Origin of the sequence: Streptomyces sp. NPDC058001, from assembly GCF_042886315.1 — a bacterium.
GTDB lineage: Bacteria > Actinomycetota > Actinomycetes > Streptomycetales > Streptomycetaceae > Streptomyces.
In genome coordinates, this window is record NZ_JBHVQT010000004.1 from 467,988 (window position 1) to 487,438 (window position 19,451).

At 70.7% G+C, this 19,451-nt stretch carries 17 protein-coding genes and 1 riboswitch; of the genes, 7 read left to right on the top strand and 10 right to left on the bottom strand.

What is annotated here, in order from left to right; all coding sequences use genetic code 11:
• The first annotated feature begins 72 nt into the window (after positions 1 to 72).
• On the top strand, positions 73 to 639 hold the full coding sequence (locus ACFVT5_RS11885) for a TetR/AcrR family transcriptional regulator (RefSeq protein WP_389884739.1): 567 nt from the start codon (positions 73 to 75) through the stop codon (positions 637 to 639).
• Positions 636 to 2,180, top strand: coding sequence for an MFS transporter (locus ACFVT5_RS11890; RefSeq protein ID WP_389884742.1), 1,545 nt, complete (start codon positions 636 to 638; stop codon positions 2,178 to 2,180). The genes ACFVT5_RS11885 and ACFVT5_RS11890 overlap by 4 nt, the downstream gene beginning before the upstream one ends.
• A 133-nt stretch (positions 2,181 to 2,313) precedes the next feature.
• On the opposite strand, the gene groL is transcribed toward ACFVT5_RS11890, so the two are convergent.
• The 4 genes from groL to thrC all read right to left on the bottom strand — a co-directional run bounded on the left by groL (position 2,314) and on the right by thrC (position 6,590).
• Complete coding sequence (gene groL / locus ACFVT5_RS11895) at positions 2,314 to 3,936, bottom strand: chaperonin GroEL (RefSeq protein WP_389884745.1); 1,623 nt, start codon at positions 3,934 to 3,936, stop codon at positions 2,314 to 2,316.
• Between the two features lie 394 nt (positions 3,937 to 4,330).
• Positions 4,331 to 4,534 carry a cold-shock protein gene (locus tag ACFVT5_RS11900; RefSeq protein ID WP_005315736.1) on the bottom strand — a complete coding sequence of 68 codons (204 nt, stop codon included), beginning with the start codon at positions 4,532 to 4,534 and terminating at the stop codon, positions 4,331 to 4,333.
• Between the two features lie 456 nt (positions 4,535 to 4,990).
• Positions 4,991 to 5,266 (bottom strand): MoaD/ThiS family protein, encoded by a 276-nt coding sequence (locus ACFVT5_RS11905; RefSeq protein ID WP_389884748.1) that lies wholly within the window; start codon positions 5,264 to 5,266, stop codon positions 4,991 to 4,993.
• 34 nt (positions 5,267 to 5,300) lie between these two features.
• Positions 5,301 to 6,590 carry a threonine synthase gene (gene thrC, locus ACFVT5_RS11910; RefSeq protein ID WP_389884751.1) on the bottom strand — a complete coding sequence of 430 codons (1,290 nt, stop codon included), beginning with the start codon at positions 6,588 to 6,590 and terminating at the stop codon, positions 5,301 to 5,303.
• A gap of 17 nt (positions 6,591 to 6,607) precedes the next feature.
• Positions 6,608 to 6,772: riboswitch (SAM riboswitch) on the bottom strand.
• 179 nt (positions 6,773 to 6,951) lie between these two features.
• On the opposite strand from thrC, the gene ACFVT5_RS11915 reads away from it, so the two are divergent.
• Both ACFVT5_RS11915 and ACFVT5_RS11920 read left to right on the top strand, forming a co-directional pair.
• A complete protein-coding gene (locus ACFVT5_RS11915) occupies positions 6,952 to 7,899 on the top strand; it encodes a glucosyl-3-phosphoglycerate synthase (RefSeq protein WP_389884754.1) in 948 nt (315 codons plus the stop codon).
• Between the two features lie 148 nt (positions 7,900 to 8,047).
• A complete protein-coding gene (locus ACFVT5_RS11920; RefSeq protein WP_389884757.1) occupies positions 8,048 to 9,472 on the top strand; it encodes a trehalose-6-phosphate synthase in 1,425 nt (474 codons plus the stop codon).
• A gap of 18 nt (positions 9,473 to 9,490) precedes the next feature.
• Here the strand turns inward: ACFVT5_RS11920 and otsB are convergent, their stop codons facing one another.
• The 3 genes from otsB to ACFVT5_RS11935 all read right to left on the bottom strand — a co-directional run bounded on the left by otsB (position 9,491) and on the right by ACFVT5_RS11935 (position 12,028).
• A complete protein-coding gene (gene otsB, locus ACFVT5_RS11925; RefSeq protein WP_389884760.1) occupies positions 9,491 to 10,360 on the bottom strand; it encodes a trehalose-phosphatase in 870 nt (289 codons plus the stop codon).
• Positions 10,361 to 10,460: 100 nt separating this feature from the next.
• Positions 10,461 to 10,712 (bottom strand): DUF3263 domain-containing protein, encoded by a 252-nt coding sequence (locus ACFVT5_RS11930; RefSeq protein WP_389884763.1) that lies wholly within the window; start codon positions 10,710 to 10,712, stop codon positions 10,461 to 10,463.
• A 59-nt stretch (positions 10,713 to 10,771) separates the two neighbouring features.
• The gene (locus tag ACFVT5_RS11935; RefSeq protein WP_389884766.1) at positions 10,772 to 12,028 is read right to left on the bottom strand and encodes an ABC transporter substrate-binding protein; all 1,257 of its coding nucleotides are present in this window, start codon (positions 12,026 to 12,028) and stop codon (positions 10,772 to 10,774) included.
• Positions 12,029 to 12,231: 203 nt separating this feature from the next.
• Between ACFVT5_RS11935 and ACFVT5_RS11940 the strand changes: the two genes are divergently transcribed.
• The 3 genes from ACFVT5_RS11940 to ACFVT5_RS11950 all read left to right on the top strand — a co-directional run bounded on the left by ACFVT5_RS11940 (position 12,232) and on the right by ACFVT5_RS11950 (position 15,518).
• Complete coding sequence (locus ACFVT5_RS11940) at positions 12,232 to 13,251, top strand: ROK family protein (RefSeq protein ID WP_389884769.1); 1,020 nt, start codon at positions 12,232 to 12,234, stop codon at positions 13,249 to 13,251.
• Positions 13,251 to 14,408 (top strand): N-acetylglucosamine-6-phosphate deacetylase, encoded by a 1,158-nt coding sequence (gene nagA / locus ACFVT5_RS11945; protein WP_389884772.1) that lies wholly within the window; start codon positions 13,251 to 13,253, stop codon positions 14,406 to 14,408. The genes ACFVT5_RS11940 and nagA overlap by 1 nt, the downstream gene beginning before the upstream one ends.
• A gap of 168 nt (positions 14,409 to 14,576) precedes the next feature.
• Positions 14,577 to 15,518 (top strand): 1-phosphofructokinase family hexose kinase, encoded by a 942-nt coding sequence (locus ACFVT5_RS11950; RefSeq protein WP_389884775.1) that lies wholly within the window; start codon positions 14,577 to 14,579, stop codon positions 15,516 to 15,518.
• A gap of 52 nt (positions 15,519 to 15,570) precedes the next feature.
• On the opposite strand, the gene ACFVT5_RS11955 is transcribed toward ACFVT5_RS11950, so the two are convergent.
• The 3 genes from ACFVT5_RS11955 to ACFVT5_RS11965 all read right to left on the bottom strand — a co-directional run bounded on the left by ACFVT5_RS11955 (position 15,571) and on the right by ACFVT5_RS11965 (position 19,368).
• Positions 15,571 to 16,581 carry a CBM35 domain-containing protein gene (locus tag ACFVT5_RS11955; RefSeq protein WP_389884778.1) on the bottom strand — a complete coding sequence of 337 codons (1,011 nt, stop codon included), beginning with the start codon at positions 16,579 to 16,581 and terminating at the stop codon, positions 15,571 to 15,573.
• Positions 16,582 to 16,787: 206 nt separating this feature from the next.
• Positions 16,788 to 18,452, bottom strand: coding sequence for a diguanylate cyclase CdgB (gene cdgB, locus ACFVT5_RS11960; protein ID WP_389884781.1), 1,665 nt, complete (start codon positions 18,450 to 18,452; stop codon positions 16,788 to 16,790).
• A gap of 331 nt (positions 18,453 to 18,783) precedes the next feature.
• A complete protein-coding gene (locus tag ACFVT5_RS11965; RefSeq protein WP_389884784.1) occupies positions 18,784 to 19,368 on the bottom strand; it encodes a flavin reductase family protein in 585 nt (194 codons plus the stop codon).
• Between the last annotated feature and the right edge of the window lie 83 nt (positions 19,369 to 19,451).

Sequence of the window (19,451 nt, forward strand, 5' to 3'; positions counted from 1 at the left end):
CGTATAGCCGCGTCGCACAACCGCTCCCACATGGCCGGTTACTTTACCTTCTGGATGGTAAAGTAACCGGCTATGCGACCGAGTTCCAAGATCCAGATCCTTGACGCGGCCGTCCGCGTGGTCGAGCGCGCTGGCATCACCGCGCTGACCCTGGAGGCGGCGGCCGAGGAAGCCGGCCTGACCAAACCCGGCCTGATGTATCACTTCCGCACCCGGGACGCGCTCCTGGTGGCGATCCAGCGGCATCTGACCGAGGCGCTGCACGCGCTCCTCCTCGCCGAGTTGGGCAAGCCGTTCGGCGAGTCGACGTCCCGCGAGCGGGCCGCCGCCTATGTGCGGTTCGGCGCGAAGAGTGGTGCGAGCAAGGCGGAGTTGGCCTTCATGGTGCAGTCGGCGACCGACCCGGAGCTGGCACGGGTGTGGGAGGAGTTGGCGGAGCGCTGGGTGCCGGAACCATCCGGTCCGGACCCGGACGCGATCGAACTGTTCCTGGCACGGATGGCCGCCGACGGCCTGTGGCTGCTGCGGGCGACAACCCGGATCACGCTCGCGCCCGAGGTCGAGGAAGCCCTGTGCCGCCGGATGATCGCGCTCACCGAACCGCTGACCGCTCCCCGAGGAAAGTCCGGTGCGTCATGAGCAAGGCACGACGCTGGTGGGTCCTGGGCACCGTCTCGGCAGGGCTGCTGCTGATCTCGGTGGACATGACCATCCTCTACACCGCCCTGCCCACGCTCACCTCCGACCTGCACGCCGACGCCTCGCACAAGCTGTGGATCATCAACGCCTATCCGCTGGTGATGGCCGGACTGCTGCTCGGCGCCGGAACCCTGGGCGACCGCGTGGGCCACAAACGCATGTTCCTGACCGGACTCGTCCTGTTCGGTACGGCGTCCACGCTGGCCGCGTTCGCCCCTTCGGCGGCGGTCCTGATCGCCGCACGGGCCTTCCTCGCGATCGGCGCGGCGGCGATGATGCCGGCGACGCTGTCGCTGATCCGCATCACCTTCGAGGACGAACGTGAGCGCGGCATCGCGATCGGCGTCTGGGGGACCACGGCGGTGGTCGGCAGCGCGCTGGGTCCCGTCGTGGGCGGGCTGCTGCTCAACCACTTCTGGTGGGGCTCGGTGTTCCTGGTCAACGTCCCCGTGGTGCTGGCCGCCCTGGTGGCGACGGTGCTGCTCGCGCCGGGCGGCTCGGGCAGCAAGGAGCGGCCCTGGGACGCGATCGCCTCGCTCCAGGTGATGGTCGGTCTGGTCGGCCTGGTCTACGCGATCAAGGAGATCGCCAAGCCGGAAGGCCGCGAACTCCCGTACTTCGCAGGGGCGTTGCTGATGTCTGCGATCGGCTTCACCGCCTTCGTACGACGCCAGCGCACCCAGACCTACCCGCTGATCGACTTCGCCCTCTTCCGCAACCGTCACCTGCTCATCGGGGTGCTCGGCGCGGGCCTGTCGATGTTCGCCACCGCCGGCGTCGAACTCGTCCTGACCCAGCGGCTCCAACTCGTCCTCGGCCTCACCCCGCTGGAGTCCGGGCTCCTCGTCGCCTCGTTCGCCCTGGGCGCGCTTCCGGCGGGCATCGTCACCGGCGGTCTGGTCTACCGCGTGCCGGTCCGTACCCTGATCGGCGGCGGTCTGCTGGTCAGCGCCGTGGGCACCGCGCTCACGATCCTGTTCACACCAGGGGCGGGACCACTCCTCGCCGACGGGCGCGGTTCGGCCTGGATCATCCCCGCTCTGCTCCTGTCCGGCGCCGGTCTCGGCACCGTCATGACGGCGGCGTCGGCCGCGATCATCGGCGGCGCCCCACCGCACCGCGCCGGTATGGCCTCCTCCGTCGAAGAGGTCTCGTACGAGTTGGGCAGCCTCACCGGTGTCGCCGTCCTCGGAAGTATCCTGACCGCCGTCTACACCTCGACCGTCACCCTTCCCTCGGGCGCGCCCGCCACGGCGTCCGACAGCCTCGACGAGGCCCGCGCCACAGCCGAACACCTGTCGTCGGCCGACTCCCGGTCCCTTCTGGAGTCCGCCACTGACGCCTTCGACAACGGCTACACCCTCACCCTGACCATCGCCGCGGCGGCCCTCGCGGCCGGCGGCCTGTTCACGTACCGCAGTCTCCGGCGGGGCACCCCGGCCCCCAACGAGCAGACGGAACCGGCCGACCAGACCGCGTAACCATCAGGCCCGCCCGAACGTCAGGCCCGCCCGAAGCGCTCGTCGCGCCCCGGAAACGCCCGAAGGCGGCACCCCCTGGGAGAGGGGTGCCGCCTTCAGGTTCGGTAGGACGGGTGATCGACCTGAGGGTCGGTCAGAAGTCCATGTCTCCGCCCGGCATGCCGCCCGGAGCCGCGGCCCCGGCCTTCTCCGGCTTGTCGGCGATGACGGCCTCGGTGGTGAGGAAGAGCGCCGCGATGGAGGCGGCGTTCTGCAGCGCGGAACGCGTCACCTTCGCCGGGTCGATGATGCCCTCGGCGATCATGTCGACGTACTCACCCGTGGCGGCGTTCAGACCGTGGCCGACGGCCAGGTTGCGCACCTTCTCCACGACGACGCCACCCTCAAGGCCACCATTGACGGCGATCTGCTTGAGCGGGGCCTCCAGGGCGAGCTTCACCGCGTTGGCACCGGTGGCCTCGTCGCCCTCCAGCTCCAGCTTGTCGAAGACCGCGGACGCCTGGAGCAGGGCCACGCCACCACCGGCGACGATGCCCTCCTCGACGGCGGCCTTGGCGTTGCGCACCGCGTCCTCGATGCGGTGCTTGCGCTCCTTCAGCTCCACCTCGGTGGCGGCACCGGCCTTGATGACGGCCACGCCGCCGGCCAGCTTCGCCAGACGCTCCTGGAGCTTCTCGCGGTCGTAGTCCGAGTCGCTGTTCTCGATCTCGGCGCGGATCTGGTTGACCCGTCCCGCGACCTGGTCGGCGGAGCCGGCGCCGTCGACGATCGTGGTCTCGTCCTTGGTGATGACGACCTTGCGGGCGCGGCCGAGCAGGTCGATCCCGGCGTTCTCCAGCTTGAGGCCGACCTCCTCGGAGATGACCTCGCCACCCGTGAGGATCGCGATGTCGCCGAGCATGGCCTTGCGGCGGTCACCGAAGCCCGGGGCCTTGACGGCGACGGACTTGAAGGTGCCCTTGATCTTGTTGACGACCAGGGTCGACAGGGCCTCGCCCTCGACGTCCTCGGCGATGATCAGCAGCGGCTTGCCCGACTGCATGACCTTCTCCAGGAGCGGGATCAGGTCCTTGACGCTGCCGATCTTGGAGTTGGCGATCAGGATGTACGGGTCGTCGAGCGACGCCTCCATCCGCTCCATGTCGGTGGCGAAGTAGGCCGAGATGTAGCCCTTGTCGAAGCGCATACCCTCGGTGAGTTCCAGCTCCAGACCGAAGGTCTGGGCCTCCTCGACGGTGATGACGCCTTCCTTGCCGACCTTGTCCATCGCCTCGGCGATCAGCTCGCCGATCTGGGTGTCGGCGGCGGAGATGGAGGCCGTCGAAGCGATCTGCTCCTTGGTCTCCACGTCCTTGGCCTGCTCAAGCAGGGCGGCGGAGACGGCCTCGACGGCCTTCTCGATACCGCGCTTGAGGGCCATCGGGTTGGCACCGGCCGCTACGTTCCGCAGACCTTCGCGGACGAGCGCCTGGGCCAGGACGGTCGCGGTCGTCGTGCCGTCACCGGCGACGTCGTCCGTCTTCTTCGCGACCTCCTTGACCAGCTCGGCGCCGATCTTCTCGTACGGGTCCTCGAGCTCGATCTCCTTGGCGATGGAGACACCATCGTTGGTGATCGTGGGGGCGCCCCACTTCTTCTCAAGGACGACGTTGCGGCCCTTGGGGCCAAGGGTGACCTTGACGGCGTCGGCGAGCTGGTTCATCCCGCGCTCGAGACCGCGCCGTGCCTCCTCGTCGAACGCGATGATCTTGGCCATGTGAAGTGGTCCTCCCGGACAGGGGTGGATTGCTCCGGATCGTGTCGGCGCCCGCGACGGACGGTCCCGGCCCTGGTGGTTCCTTGCTCCACCCGGTCCCGGGACCTCGCTGACCCGATCCAAGTTCTGTCACTCTCACTGGGAGAGTGCTAACGCCAATGATTAGCACTCGCCCCACCCGAGTGCAAGCGGCTTGGGCAGACCCGGACACCCGCAAGCCGGTACGTACCGGTACACCGGGCACGCGCCGGACGCGGCTCGGGCGCGGCTCAGCGGGGGCGATTGGGCGACGTCGGGGGGGCGCACACGCGAAAGGTCCGCGCCCCATGTCTGGGACGCGGACCTTTCGCGTGAGTGTGTCGCGTGAGTGCGTCGGTGGTCGATCGCGCCGAGATCAGACGGCGAGCTTGACCATGTCCGCCTGCGGCCCCTTCTGACCCTGCGAGATCTCGAACTCGACCCGCTGGCCTTCTTCCAGGGTGCGATAGCCGTCCATTTGAATCGCGCTGTAGTGGACGAAAACATCCGCACCACCGTCGACCGCGATGAAGCCGTAGCCCTTCTCCGCGTTGAACCACTTGACGGTGCCCTGAGCCATGCCTAACTCCCCTATTACTGGCCCTTGCACGGGACCACACTTCGCGGACCCGGGTCAGACCTCACCCCCCAACGGCTGGGGGTGTGCGCCGGAACGCGTCGACCGCCGCTGAATGTATCTGCCCAACTGCCGTCTGCAACAGGTCAATCGGACGAGAAATCTGGGCACGCGTGATCGGAAATTTCCGGCGGATTGAATGGAATTCAGGGCAACTCGGGCCCGACAAAGGCCATTTAGGACGCAAATTGGCGGGGCGCTTTGGCTACTTCTTGTCGCCGTTCGACCGAGAACTCATATGCGCGCGGCACTGGCGGCGGCGCCATTTCCCCAACTCTATCGCGCTCAACCCTACAGAATTGCCCCCTCCGCTTCTCTCGCGGAGGGGGCAACAGAGGTCACGCTGCGCAGTCGTTACGGGAGTCGCGCTCCGGTCGGGAGTCGGGCTCCGGTGCCGGGTCAGCCGCCCGCGACCGCCGGGATGATCGAGACACCGGCACCGTCCGGCGTGGCCGTCTGGAGGCCCTGCTCGAAGCGGACGTCGTCGTCGTTCACGTACACGTTGACGAAGCGGCGGAGCTTGCCCTCGTCGTCCAGGACGCGGGCGGAGATCCCGGCGTGGTTCTTCTCCAGGTCGGCGATGACCTCCCCGAGGGTCGTGCCCTCGGCGGCGACCTCGGCCCGGCCGCCGGTGTAGGTACGCAGAATGGTGGGGATGCGGACGTTGACGCTCATGTTCGGCCTTTCCGGTCGATCCGTCGTACAGGCGTTATCCGGCCAGGCCCGCGTCGCGGAACGCGTCCAGGCTCGGGCGGATGGTCGCGGTCGGGCCGGTCGTCGGCGCCACCGCGTCCAGGGTCTTCAGGCCGTCGCCCGTGTTCAGCACGACCGTCGTCAGCGTGGGGTCGATCAGACCCGCCTCGATGAGCTTCTTGGTCACGCCGACGGTCACCCCGCCCGCCGTCTCGGCGAAGATGCCCTCGGTCTGCGCGAGCAGCTTGATCGCGTCGACCACCTGCTCGTCGTTCACGTCGTCCACGGCGCCGCCGGTGCGACGGGCGATGTCGAGGACATAGGGGCCGTCGGCCGGGTTGCCGATGGCGAGGGACTTGGCGATGGTGTTCGGCTTCTGCGGCTTCACCACGTCGTGCCCGGCCTTGAAGGCGACGGACACCGGCGAGCAGCCCTCGGCCTGGGCACCGAAGATCTTGTACGGCTTGTCGGCGACCAGCCCGAGCTTGATCAGCTCCTGAAGGCCCTTGTCGATCTTCGTGAGCTGGGAGCCCGAGGCGATCGGGATGACCAACTGGTCCGGGATCTCCCAGCCGAGCTGCTCACAGATCTCGTACGCCAGGGTCTTGGAGCCCTCGCCGTAGTACGGGCGCAGATTGACGTTGACGAAGCCCCAGCCCTCGCCCAGCGGGTCGCCGATCAGCTCGGAGCAGAAGCGGTTCACATCGTCGTACGTGCCCTCGATGCCGATCAGCTCGCCGCCGTAGACCGCGGCCATGACGACCTTGCCCTGCTCCAGGTCGTGCGGGATGAACACGCAGGAGCGGAAGCCCGCGCGGGCGGCTGCGGCGCCGACCGCGCCGGCCAGATTGCCCGTCGAGGAGCAGGACAGGGTGGTGAAGCCGAAGGCGCGGGCGGCCTCGATGGCCTGCGCGACGACACGGTCCTTGAAGGAGTGCGTGGGGTTGCCGGAGTCGTCCTTGATGAACAACTTGCCCTGCTGGACGCCGAGTTCACGGGCCAGGTTGTCGGCCTTGACGAGCTTGGTCCAGCCGGGGTTCAGATTCGGCTTGGACGCGACGTCGGCGGGGACGGGCAGCAGCGGTGCGTACCGCCAGATGTTGTCCGGGCCCGACTCGATCTTCTTACGGAGCGCTTCCGGGTCGCCGAGCGGCAGGTCGTACGCCACTTCGAGGGGGCCGAAACACAGTTCGCAGGCGAAGATCGGGCCGAGGGGGAACTTCTCGCCGCACTCACGACACGAGAGGGCCGCTGCGGGGCCCAGGTCTACGGTGTCGGTGGTGGGTGCAACAGTCTGTACAGCCATGGAGGCGAGGCCCTTTCTCCTCATCTTCCTCACGACGCATCTCGCCGTGAGACGGATTTGGCACCTTCCCTAGCCGGGAGCCTCGCGGGCGTGATCGGCACTGACCATGATCACGGACGAGACCGGCTGGAGGGTTGCCGGGGCTTCAACGGGCCGTATCCCTCTGCCCCTCTGGATGAGCGGTATGAAGTTGTGTGGTCGGCGGTGACCCCCGACATGCGATGGTCACCGGCGTTGTTCAAGACTGTAACCGAAGGCCAGGACAGTTGAGATAGTCGTCCGAACCCCGAGACGAACGTAACAAACCCGCCACCCGCGCGGTGGCACCGCCCCCCTGGCGACCGCGAAGGAGCCGCTGACCGTGCTGGAAGATGTCGAGCGCTGGCTGACCGAACGCTCCTGGTCCGTGTCCGACCGCCCGCTGCGCCAGTTGGTGGCGGCGAAGCGGGCCGCCGGGGCGTCGGTGAGTGTGGTGCTGCCCGCCCTGGACGAGGAGGAGACGGTCGGCGAGATCGTCGCGGTGATCCGGCGTGAGCTGATGACGCGGTCCGTGCCGCTCGTGGACGAGCTGGTGGTGATCGACTCCGGTTCCACGGACCGGACCGCCGAGGTGGCGTCGGCCGCCGGGGCGCGGGTGGTGCACCGGGACGAGATCCTGCCGCGGCTGCCCGCCGTGCCCGGCAAGGGTGAGGTGTTGTGGCGGTCGCTCCTGGTCACCGGGGGCGACATCGTCTGTTTCGTCGACGCGGACCTGCGGGAGTTCTCCGCGGACTTCGTCTCCGGGATCGTCGGGCCGCTGCTGACCGAGCCGGAGGTGCAGTTCGTCAAGGCGATGTACGACCGGCCGCTGGGCTCTGCCGAGGGGCAGGGCGGCCGGGTCACCGAACTGATGGCGCGCCCGCTGCTGAACATGCACTGGCCGCTGCTCGCGGGTTTCGTGCAGCCGCTGGGCGGCGAGTACGCGGTGCGCCGCGGCCTCCTGGAACGGCTCCCGTTCCCTGTGGGCTACGGCGTGGAGCTGGGTCTGTTGGTGGACGCGCTGCACACCGTGGGCCTGGACGCGCTCGCCCAGGTCGACGTCGGCGTCCGCAAGCACCGCCACCAGGACGGCCAGGCCCTCGGCCGGATGGCCGCCGCGATCTACCGCACGGCCCAGCTCCGGCTGGCCCGGGGCCATCTGGTCCGCCCCGAACTCACCCAGTTCGAACGCGGCGAGAGCGGCTTCGAACCCCGCACATACCGGGTGGACACGGAGGAACGCCCTCCGATGGCGGACATATCGGAGTACGCGACGCGACGCGTGGCGTAGTAACCGGGCCTCGCGGGTCTCTGCGGGACCGGAGCGGGGCGGGGCGACGCGCGGGCGGGCGGGCGAAGCGGTTCCTGTGGGGCTTGGCCTGGGTCGTATACAGGTTGGGGGTGTTTGAGGAGCGGTGGGGTGGGCCAGGTATGCGGATATGGGTTTTGCGCAAGGGCACGTCCTCGTGGCGTCGAACCGCGGTCCGGTCTCGTACGACGTCCGTGAGGACGGTTCCCTCGGTGTGCGGCGAGGTGGCGGCGGGCTCGTGTCGGGGCTCTCCGCGATCGGCCCGGACGCCGACGCCGTGTGGGTGTGCGCCGCCCTCGGCGAGGGAGACCGCGAGGCCGTGCGCCGCACCGGCGGCGCGCTCGACCCCGCCGACACCGGCGGCCAGCGCGTACGGATGCTCGGCATCCCCCCGGACGTGTACGCCGCCGCGTACAACGGCATCGCCAACTCCGTGCTGTGGTTCGTGCACCACATGCTCTACGACATCCCCGTCGAGCCGGCCTTCGGCACCGAGTTCCGCGAGCAGTGGGCCGCGTACGAGACGTACAACCGCGCCTTCGCCGAGGCTCTCGCTGACGAGGCCGCCGAGGGCGCCGCGGTCCTGGTGCAGGACTATCACCTCGCCCTGGTCCCCGGCATGCTCCGCGAACTCCGCCCCGATCTGCGGATCGGGCACTTCTCGCACACCCCGTGGGCCCCCGTCGAGTACTTCCGGCTGCTCCCGGACGACATCGCGGCGCAGTTGCTGCGCGGCATCCTCGGCGCCGACCGCGCCGCTTTCCTCACGCACCGCTGGGCCGGCGCCTTCACGGCCTGCTGCAAGGACGCCGTCGGCGGTACGGGCACGACCCGTGTCGGCGTCCACGGCCTCGGCGCCGACGCCGACTTCCTGCGCGAACGCGCCCACCGCGCCGATGTGGACGACCGCATCGCCACCCTCCGCGACCAGCTCGGCACCGCCCCCGACGGCACCCCCCGCAGGACCGTCGTCCGCGTCGACCGGACGGAGCTGTCGAAGAACATCGTCCGGGGGCTGCACGCCTATCGTGAGCTGCTCGACACGCGGCCGGAGTGGCACGGGCGCGTCGTGCATGTCGCGTTCGCCTACCCCTCGCGCCAGGACCTCGCCGTGTACCGGGACTACATGACCGAGGTCAGCCGCGTCGCCGAGGAGATCAACTCCGCGTACGGGACGGACGGCTGGACCCCGGTCATGCTCCGCCTGGACGACGACTTCGCCCGCTCCCTGGCCGCGTACCGCATCGCGGACGTCGCCCTGGTCAACCCGGTGCGCGACGGCATGAATCTGGTCGCCAAGGAGGTGCCGGTCGTCTCGGACGCGGGCTGCGCGCTGGTCCTGTCCCGCGAGGCCGGTGCCTACGAGGAGATGGGCGACGACGCGATCGTGGTGAACCCGTACGACGTGTCCGGCACCGCCGCCGCCCTGCACACGGCCCTCACCATGGGCGACGCCGAGCGCGCCGAGCGGACGAAACGGCTCGCCGCCGCGGCCACCGCGCTGCCGCCCACGCAGTGGTTCCTGGACCAGTTGCGCGCCCTGGAGAAGAAGTAGCCCCCAGGGCCCCAGGGCTCAGCGGTTGATCGTCTGCGCCAGCGTCGCGAGGAACGACACCAGGCCCGCCGGGCCGTCCACCACCAGGTCGGCGCGGTCCGCGACCTCCGTGGTCTCCGCGTTGCCGCTGCACACCAGTAGTCCCGGCACCCCGTCGGACCGCAGCTTCTCGACCGCCGCGAAGGCGGGCAGGTCCCCCAGGTCGTCCCCGGCGTACAGCACGCACGCGGCGCCGACCGACCTGACGTACTCGGTGAGTGCCACGCCTTTGTCCATGCCGGGGGGCCGCAGCTCCAGGACGAGCCGGCCGGGCTCCACGATCAGGCCGTGCCGGGCGGCGAGCCGGCCCAGCGGCTCCCGCAGCGCGTCGAACGCGGCCTGCGGATCGTCCGCGCGCCGGGTGTGCACCGCGACGGCCCGGCCCTTCTCCTCGATCCAGATACCGCGCGAGGCGCCGACGGTCTCCAGGAACCCGGGGAGTTCGGCGCGGGCGGCGGCGACCCCGGGGTGCGGGGGCGGGGCGGTGACCGTACCGGTGACGGCGTCCCAGCGTTCGGCGCCGTAGTGCCCGAGTACCACCAGGTGTTCGAGGCCCGGTACCCCGGCGAAGCCGCCGTTGTGTACGGCGATGTCCGGGGGCCGGCCGGTGATCACGGCGACGGACCGGACGAGGGGGGCGAGCGCGGCGAGCGCGGGTACGGCGCCGGGGTGGGCGCGGGCCTGCTCGGGGTCGGCCACGATCGGCGCGAGCGTGCCGTCGAAGTCGAGTCCGATCACGGCGCGGTCGGGGTGGGTCAGGAGCACGTCGAGACCGTCACGTCCGGCCGCGGTCACCGGCGTCGGCAGAGGGGATGGGGAGGACGGGGAGGATTCCGTAGGGCTGCCCATGGGCCGACCCTATCCAGCGCGCGCGGGCACGGCCATGGCACGCCCGCTGCCCGCCACCCGCTCCGTCCACCGGCCGCCACCCCGCCGCGTCCACCTGCCGCTACCGCTCGCCGCGCCGGGCCTCGCGGACCCTGCGCAGCCGGTTGACCGTCACCGGCGCGTGCTCCAGGGCGCGCCGGTCGTCCAGGAGGGCGTTGAGGATCTGGTAGTAGCGCACCGGGGCGAGCCCCAGCTCCTCCCGTATCGCCCGCTCCTTGGCGCCGGGAGCCGGCCAGCCGCGGCCCTCCAGAGCGAGCACGGCCCGCTGCCGCCCACTCAGACCCCGGTCCCCGGAACCCTCCACGTCGTCCATGTGAGGCACCGTACCGCCGGGCTCCGACATCGCCCCCGCCCCTGGGAAGCCGTTCGGCGCTACGCGGAGTTCTCCTCCGTCGTCGCCGCGCTCTGGAGCTGGGTGAGGACGGACTCCGGGTTGCCGCCCGACTCGACGGCCTTGCCGATCTGGCGCTTGATGTCCGCGCTGACCTTCGCCCAGGACGTCTTGCCGACCGGGGGGAGCTGCGAGTTGGGCAGTTCGTCGAGGAACTGGACCAGGTCCCGCTGGCTCTTGTCCTCGGCCATCGCCTCCGACGCGGAGGTGGTGACCGGCAGCAGGTCGTACTCGCTGGAGAAGGTGAGCACGTTCTTCTCCTGGTACACGAAGTCCAGGAAGGTGCCGATCTCCTTGCGGTGGCCGTTCTGCCTGAACGCCATCATCCAGTCGGCGACACCCATCGTGGCCTTGGACTTGCCGTTGATCCCGGGCATCGGGACCATCCCGAAGTCGATGCCCTTCTTGGCGGCCATCTGCATCAGCGTCGGATGCCCGTTGAGCATGCCGACGTCGCCGCTCGTGAACGCCGAGAACGCCTGGGCGCGGTTCAGCTTCGAGGGTGTGGTGGGGCCGGTCAGGCCCTTGCCGACGAGTTCGTCCTTGAGCCAGGTGAAGGTGGTGATGTTCGCCTTGGAGTCGAGGCTGTACGTACCGACGTTGTCGGTGTAGCCGTCGCCGCCGCTGAGCAGCCACATCATGCTCTCCGCCTGCGCCTCCTCCGGGCCGAGCGGCAGCGCGTACGGGTACTTCACGCCCTGCCCCTTGAGGAGTTCGGCGTCGGTCTGGAGCTGGGTCCAGCTCTCCGGCGCCTTGCTGATGCCGGCGTCCTTGAAGAGCTTCTTGTTGTAGAAGAGCAGCCGGGTCGACGACGCGAACGGCATGCCGTACTGCACCCGGGCGACCTCGCCCGCCGCGCTCAACGAGGGCAGGAAGTCGGCCTGTACGGGGATGGAGAGGAGTTCGTCGGCGCTGTACAGCTTGTCCGCGGCGGCGTAGTCGGCGTAGGCGCCGATCTGGGCGAGGTCGGGGGCGTTGCCTTTGTCGACCATGCTCTTGACCTGGGCGTCCACGTCGTTCCAGGAGACGACGTCGACGTCGACCTTGATGCCGGGGTGCTCGGACTCGAACTCCTTGACGAGGTCGGCCCAGTACTTCTTGGAGCTGTTGTCCGCCGAGTCACCGTAGTCGGCGGCGACCAGGGTGAGGGTGGTGTCGCCCGACCCCCCGGTGGCACCGCAACCGGCGAGTGTCGCCGCCATGCAGAGTGCGGCAGCCGCCGCGGTCAGACCCGTCATGCGCCGCTGCACGCCTGATTCCCACCCTCGTTGTTCCCAGTCGGTCCCCCGTGACGTCCTGAAGTGTTAAGCCGCGAGTATGTTCCGAGCCGTCGCCCAAGGTCTACACCAGCCGCGTATCACTTCGGCAACAGAGGTTCACTTGAGGTCGGTAGCGCAACTGGACTAGACCTCTCCCTGGTAGACGCGCGAGACTGTCTCCTGTGACTGCATCGATCCGCCAGGAACATGTCATCGCCCTCGACGTGGGCGGCACCGGGATGAAGGCCGCCCTGGTGGCCCCCGACGGAACGCTTCTGCACGAAGCGCGCAGGGCGACCGGGCGGGAGCGCGGCCCCGACGCCGTCGTGGAGGGCATCCTCGACTTCGCCGCGGACCTGCGCGCGTACGGCGTCGAGCACTTCGGGCGGCCCGCGTCGGCGGCCGGGGTCGCCGTCCCCGGCATCATCGACACCGAGCACGGCATCGCGGTGTACGCGGCGAACCTCGGCTGGCGCGACGTACCGATGCGCGAACTGCTCAGCGCCCGGCTCGATGGCGTCCCCGTCGCGCTCGACCACGACGTGCGCACCGGTGGGCTCGCCGAGGGGCGGATCGGCGCGGGCCGGGGCGCCGACCGGTTCGTGTTCGTGCCGCTCGGCACCGGGATCGCCGGCGCCATCGGCATCGACGGGCGCATCGAGCCGGGCGCGCACGGCTCCGCGGGCGAGATCGGCCATATCGTCGTCCGCCCCGGCGGGCCCGAGTGCGGCTGCGGGCAGCGCGGCTGTCTGGAGCGGCTGGCGTCGGCGAGCGCGGTCAGCCGTGCCTGGGCGGAGGCTTCGGGCGACCCGGACGCGGACGCGGCGGACTGCGCGAAGGCGGTCGGTTCCGGGGACGCGCGGGCCCTCGCCGTCTGGCAGGACGCGGTGGACGCGCTCGCCGACGGTCTGGTCACCGCGCTCACCCTGCTCGACCCCCGGCTGCTGATCATCGGTGGCGGGCTCGCCGAGGCCGGGGAAACCTTGTTCACACCGCTACGGGCCGCCGTCGCCCGTCGCGTCACGTTCCAGAAGCTGCCCGAGATCGTCCCCGCGGCGCTCGGGGACACCGCGGGCTGCCTGGGCGCGGGACTCCTCGCCTGGGACCTCGTCGGCACCGCTTCGTCCGCGTCCGCTTCCCCCGTGTCCGCACCGTCCGTATCCGGTGACGGACCCCACGACTCCTCGGAGGTATCCGCCTGATGGCCGCTCGCAAGGTTCTCGCCGGTGCCCGGGTGGTACTGCCCAGCGGGATCGTCCCCGACGGACGCCTGATCGTCGACGGCACCCGGATCGCCGACCCCGGACCCGGTGACGCCCGGGACGGCACCCCGGCACTCGATCTGTCCGGCCACTGGCTGGTCCCCGGCTTCGTGGACACCCACAACCACGGCGGGGGCGGCGCCTCCTTCACCAACGGCACCGTGGACGACATCCTGCGCGGTGTCCACACGCACCGTCTGCACGGCACCACCACCCTCGTCGCCTCGACCGTCACCGGTGAGATGGACGCCCTCGCGCAGCGCGCGGGTCTGCTGTCGGAGCTGGCCGAGCAGGGCGACATCGCGGGCATCCACTTCGAGGGCCCGTTCATCTCGCCGTGCCGCAAAGGCGCGCACGCCGAGGCGCTGCTGCGCGACCCGGACCCGGCGGAGGTCCGCAAGCTGGTCGACGCGGCGCGCGGCCGGGCCCGCATGGTGACCCTCGCGACCGAACTGCCGGGCGGCATCGACTCCGTACGTCTACTCGCCGAGCACGGTGTCATCGCGGCCATCGGGCACACCGACGCCACGTACGAGCAGACCGTCGAGGCGATCGACGCGGGGGCGACCGTGGCGACGCACCTGTTCAACGCGATGCCGGTGCTCGGGCACCGGTCCCCGGGGCCGATCGCCGCGCTCCTGGAGGACGAGCGGGTCACCGTCGAGCTGATCAACGACGGCACGCATCTGCACCCGGCGGCCCTGGAGCTGGCCTTCCACCACGCGGGCGCGGGCCGGGTGGCGTTCATCACGGACGCCATGGACGCGGCGGGCTTCGGCGACGGCCGCTATCTGCTCGGGCCGCTGGAGGTCGAGGTGACGCACGGCGTCGCGCGGCTCGTCGAGGGCGGCTCGATCGCGGGCTCGACGCTCACCCTGGACCGTGCCTTCCAGCGCGCCGTCACCGTGGACCGGCTGCCCGTCGAGGACGTCGTCCGGGCGATCTCCGCCAATCCGGCGAAGCTCCTCGGCCTGGACGCCACCGTGGGGTCCCTGGAGCCCGGCAAGGACGCCGATCTGGTGGTCCTCGACGCGGACTTCGAAGTCAAGGGCGTGATGCGCAAGGGCGCCTGGATCGTGGAGCCCGCAGTGGACTGACCGACCCCGCTGTTGGGACGGCGCCCGCTAGGTGGTCTGGGCTGGGCGCCGTCTCTTTGGCATGATCAGAACGACAGCGGACGGGGGAAGGCGGTTCCGGTGAACGGGAGAGGGCGGTTCCGGTGATCGGGAGGAGGCGGTTCGGGTGATCGGGAGGAGGCGGTTCCGGTGATTCTGACGGTCACGCTCAACACCGCGCTGGACATCACCTATCGCGTGCCGTCCCTGCGCCCGCACGCCTCGCACCGGATCACCGAGGTAGTCGAGCGGCCCGGCGGCAAGGGCCTCAACGTGGCGCGGGTCCTGGCGGCCCTCGGCCATGAGGTCACCGTCACGGGCTTCGCGGGCGGCGACACCGGGCACGCGGTCCGCGCCGGGCTCACGGGCGTCCAGGGGGTCACGGACGCCCTCGTACCGGTCGCCGGGGCCACCCGCCGCACGATCGCCGTCGTGGACGCCACGACCGGCGACACCACCCAGCTCAACGAGCCGGGACCGGTGGTCTCCCCGGCCGAATGGAACGCCTTCACGGCGGGTTACGAGGAGTTGGTCCGCTCAGCGTCCGCGGTGGCCCTGTGCGGCAGCCTCCCGCCGGGCGTACCGGTCGGCGCGTACGGGCAGTTGGTACGGGTCGCGCACGGCGCCTCGGTGCCGGTGCTGCTCGACACCAGCGGGGAGCCGCTGCGGCGCGGGGTCGCGGCGCGCCCGGACATCGTCAAGCCGAACGCGGACGAACTGGCGGAGCTGACGGGTTCCCATGAGCCGGGGCAGGCGACCCGGGACGCGCGGCGCAGGGGCGCGCACGCGGTGGTGGCCTCGCTGGGCGCGGAGGGGCTGCTGGCGCTCACCGCCGAGGGCTGCTGGCGGGCGGCGCCCCCCGAAAGAGTGAAGGGCAATCCGACGGGCGCGGGCGACTCGGCGGTCGCCGGGCTGCTGTCGGGCCTGGTGGAGCGGCTCCCGTGGCCGGACCGGCTGGCCCGCGCGGTGGCCCTGTCGGCGGCGACCGTACGGGCGCCCGTGGCGGGCGAGTTCGACGCGCGGACCTATGCGGAGCTGCGGGAACGGGTGCGGGTCACGGAGCTGACGGGCCCCGCGCAGACGGCGGTGTGACCCAGGAGAGGGTGTGACTGAGTAGACGGTGTGACTCAGCAGGCGGTGTGACTCAGCTGTTCTTCCAGCCCTGTTCCAGCCAGAGCTGGTCGAGGTTGGCGTCGCACTGGTTGCCGTCCCCGCAGGAGATGGTGACGGTGTTCGTGCCCTTGTTGAGCTGGATGTAGGCGTAGGACTTGGTCCAGCCCTTTTTGTAGTCGCCCTCCGGCGCGTTCGCCCAGTTCTTCAGGCCCAGCGGGTTGCTCTGCGCGGTGCCGTTGATGGTGAGGGTGGCGTTGGCGTCCTTGCCGGGCACGCCGTAGCCGATGTGGAGCGTGTACTTGCCGCCCTTGGGGATGTCGTCGACGGTCCAGGTCACGGAGGCGCCGACCTGGTTGAACCCGGCGACATAGACACCGCCGTCGGCGCCGGCGCCCTCTATGTCGGACGCGGTGGTGGTGCCGCCCGCCAGCTTCAGCGCCTTCGCGTCGATCTTCGGCAGTTCGCCGGGGGCCTCGGCCTTGCCGGTCGCCGTCTCGCTCGGCTTGGCCGACTGGGAGGTGGAGGTGGTCGGGCCCGCCTGGTCACCCTTCTTGTTGTCGTCGCCGTTGCCGCTGGTGGTGATCGCGACGACGATGCCGACGACGACCACGGCGACGACCGCGACGGCACCGATCAGCAGACCCTTGTGATTGGGCCCACGCCCGCGCCCGCCGCCGCCCTGTCCGGCGCCGAAGCCGGAACCTGGGCCGCCGGGCTGGTGACCGCCGGGCTGGGTCTCGGGCGCCGCGTACTGCGGGTGCGGCTGCCCGTACTGCTGCTGCTGCCCGTACTGCTGCTGCTGCCCGTACGCGGCGGTCGGGGCCTGGCCGTACGCGGGGGGCGCCTGCTGGGCCTGCTGTCCCTGCTGCCCGTACTGGCGCTCGCCCACGGGACGCACCTGGTTGTAGGAGCGCGGACCCGGATATCCGTATCCGCCGCCACCGCTGGGTGGGGTGGCTCCGGCGGCCCGGCCGTCCTCGTAGAGGTAGCCGAACGGGTCGTCGTCCTCGGGCGTGCTCGCGCCGTTGTTGCCGGCCGTCATCCCTTGGTCACTCCTCAGCGCGTGCGGTCTGTGATGCGGGCGAGCCTACCCGCTCCGGATGACCCGAATGGGTGACGTCGAGCGGGGGTGATCGCCACGGGCGGTGGGCCCGCCGGTCGGCGAGCGGTGCGTCCGGTGGTCGGCGGGCGGTCGGTCCGGTGGTCAGCGGGCGCGGGCCCGATGGTCGGCCGGTGTGGGTCCGATGGTCAGCCGGCCCGCCGGTGCTGCTTGGCGCGGGACCGCTTCTCGATATACATCCGCTGGTCGGCGGATTGCAGGACCTCTTCCGCCGACATACCGCAGTGCGCCCAGCCGATGCCGAAACTGGCGCCGACGCGGACCGCGCGGCCGTCGACCCGGATCGGCGGGATGATCGCGTTCCGCAGGCGTACCGCGAGGTCCTGGGCGTCGGCGCGGCCGAGGCCGTCGGCGAGCACCACGAACTCGTCGCCGCCGAGCCGGGCGACGGTGTCCCCGTCCCGCACGCCGCTGGTGAGGCGGCGGGCGACCTCGATGAGGACGGCGTCACCGGTGTGGTGGCCGAACCGGTCGTTGATGGACTTGAAGCCGTCGAGGTCGCAGAAGAGCACCGCGAGGCCCTTGGTGCCGTCGTCGGTGTCGTCGGCGGGCGCGACGGTGTGCACATGGTGGTCGTAGCCGCCGACCGGCAGTCCCGGCACATCACCGAGGGCGCCGAATTCCGGTGCGGGACCCTCGTAGGCGATGAGGCCGGGCCCGCCGTACGCCGCGTCCAGCGACTCCGCCGCACCGGCCGGGGTGCTCTGGGGGCGGCGGCAGAGCCGGGACGAGAGGCGGGCGCGGAGTTCGGCGGAGTTCGGAAGTCCGGTGAGCGCGTCGTGGCTGGCGCGGTGCGCGAGCTGGAGTTCGCGGCCCTTGCGCTCCTCGATGTCCTCGACGTGGGTCAGCAGGAAGCGGGGGCCGTCGGCGGCGTCCGCGACGACGGAGTTGCGCAGCGAGACCCAGACGTACGAGTTGTCGCGCCGCCCGAGCCGCAGTTCGGCACGGCCTCCTTCGGCGGAGGTGCGCAGCAGGGTGCCGATGTCCTCGGGGTGCACGAGATCGGAGAAGGAGTACCGGCGCATGGCGGAGGCGGGCCGCCCGAGCAGTCGGCACAGGGCGTCGTTCGTCCGCAGGATCCGCCCGTGCTGATCCCCGCCCATCTCGGCGATGGCCATACCGCTGGGCGCGTACTCGAACGCCTGCCGGAAGGACTCCTCGCTGGCCCGCAGCGCCTGCTGTTCACGCTCCAGGCGGACCAGGGCGCGCTGCATGTTTGCTCGCAGCCGGGCGTTGCTGATCGCAATGGCGGCTTGGAAGGCGTACATCTGGAGCGCTTCGCGCCCCCATGCGCCGGGGAGCCGCCCATTCCGGGGCCGGTCCACGGAGAGTACGCCGATGAGTTCGCCGCCGGATCTGCCGGTGGCCCACATGGGCGCGAAGAGCCGGTCCGCGGGGTGCCACTCGTCCTCGAAGCGGGGTGCGGGACCGTCGGTGTACCACTGCGGTACGTCGTCCTCGTCGAGGATCCAGCCCTCGTTGTGCGGAATGAAGCGGAGGGTGCCCCACGCCTCGCCCATGGTCAGGCGGCGGTCCCAGGAGGTACGGGGGCCGACCCGGCCGGTGATGAGGGCTTCCGCCGCGGCGTTGCCGGAGAAGGCGGCGACCACGAGATCGCCGTCCGGGCGTACGAGGTTGACGCACGCCAGCTCGAAACCGAGGCCCGTCACGACGCCGTCCGCGACGGTCTGCAAGGTATCGGCCAGGCTTCGCGCCGTATTCATGTCGGCCATGACCTGATGCAGCTGCCGCAGGGTCGCAAGACGGACGTACGGCTCCGACTCGGTCTCCATGCTCGCTCTCCCCGAGACCTCGACAGCAACTCCAGGATTCTCTTCGGCCAGATACAGCGTTCCCGCCACTGAATCACAGCGAGCTGTCCACTCGGTACACAGGGTCAACAAAATATGGCCCCTGTGACTCAAGTCACAGGTCGGGAGGGGTGGGCGGTGGCACGTGTATGTGAAGGGGGCACGAATTACTACCGCAAAGCCCTTTGGGGGGCGGGCGGGGGGTGGAGGGTACGGGGGTGCCGGGTTCGGGTGCCGTGGGGTGGGGGGGTGCCGGGTGAGGTCGGTGCCGAGGGGCTGGTGCCGAGGGGCTGGTGTCGGTGGCTGGTGTCGCTCAGCCGAGTTGGCGGTAGCGGCCACGGAAGTACGCCAGGGGGTCGCTGTCCGCGCTCGGTAGCGTCGCCGTCAGGACCCGGGCGACGACCAGGGTGTGGTCACCGGCCGCCACCCGCTGCTCGGTCCGGCACTCCAGGGTGGCGAGGGCGCCGCCGACCAGCGGGGCGCCGGACACCTCACCGCGTATGTAGGGGATGTCCTCGAACAGCAGACGGTCGCTGATACGGCCCTTCATGGCGAAGCGCCCGGCGATGTGCCGCTGGCTCTCCGTCAGGACGGACACCGCCCACAGGGGCTGTTCGGCGAGGAGGTCATCCATGCGGGAGCCCTCGCGCAGACTGACCAGGACCAGCGGCGGGTCCAGCGAGACCGACAGGAACGCGGTCGCCGTCATGCCGACGTCCTCGCCGCGCGGGCCTTCCGGGTCGGGCTGGGGTTCATGCGCGGTCACCAGCACCACACCCGCGGCCAGCCGGGACATCGCGGCGCGGAACTCCTCGTTGCTCACCCCCTCAGCATGCCCGCCCGACGGGCGACCGAGGGCGGTGTCGGGGACGGCGGGGGTGTTCAACGTGTTCAGCACGGCCAAACGCTATCCGCGCCCGCCCGCCCTCACATCGGGCCTCCGCCCGATATGGGACCTAGGTCCAAGGAAGGGGCGCGCCC

Coding starts and splice junctions, on each gene's coding strand:
- thrC (WP_389884751.1), bottom strand. CDS start 6,590: ATGGCTGTACAGACTGTTGCACCCACCACCGACACCGTAGACCTGGGC.
- ACFVT5_RS11905 (WP_389884748.1), bottom strand. CDS start 5,266: ATGAGCGTCAACGTCCGCATCCCCACCATTCTGCGTACCTACACCGGC.
- ACFVT5_RS11900 (WP_005315736.1), bottom strand. CDS start 4,534: ATGGCTCAGGGCACCGTCAAGTGGTTCAACGCGGAGAAGGGCTACGGC.
- nagA (WP_389884772.1), top strand. CDS start 13,251: ATGGCCGCTCGCAAGGTTCTCGCCGGTGCCCGGGTGGTACTGCCCAGC.
- ACFVT5_RS11885 (WP_389884739.1), top strand. CDS start 73: ATGCGACCGAGTTCCAAGATCCAGATCCTTGACGCGGCCGTCCGCGTG.
- otsB (WP_389884760.1), bottom strand. CDS start 10,360: ATGGGCAGCCCTACGGAATCCTCCCCGTCCTCCCCATCCCCTCTGCCG.
- ACFVT5_RS11890 (WP_389884742.1), top strand. CDS start 636: ATGAGCAAGGCACGACGCTGGTGGGTCCTGGGCACCGTCTCGGCAGGG.
- ACFVT5_RS11930 (WP_389884763.1), bottom strand. CDS start 10,712: ATGGACGACGTGGAGGGTTCCGGGGACCGGGGTCTGAGTGGGCGGCAG.
- ACFVT5_RS11920 (WP_389884757.1), top strand. CDS start 8,048: ATGGGTTTTGCGCAAGGGCACGTCCTCGTGGCGTCGAACCGCGGTCCG.
- ACFVT5_RS11955 (WP_389884778.1), bottom strand. CDS start 16,581: ATGACGGCCGGCAACAACGGCGCGAGCACGCCCGAGGACGACGACCCG.
- ACFVT5_RS11935 (WP_389884766.1), bottom strand. CDS start 12,028: ATGACGGGTCTGACCGCGGCGGCTGCCGCACTCTGCATGGCGGCGACA.
- cdgB (WP_389884781.1), bottom strand. CDS start 18,452: ATGGAGACCGAGTCGGAGCCGTACGTCCGTCTTGCGACCCTGCGGCAG.
- groL (WP_389884745.1), bottom strand. CDS start 3,936: ATGGCCAAGATCATCGCGTTCGACGAGGAGGCACGGCGCGGTCTCGAG.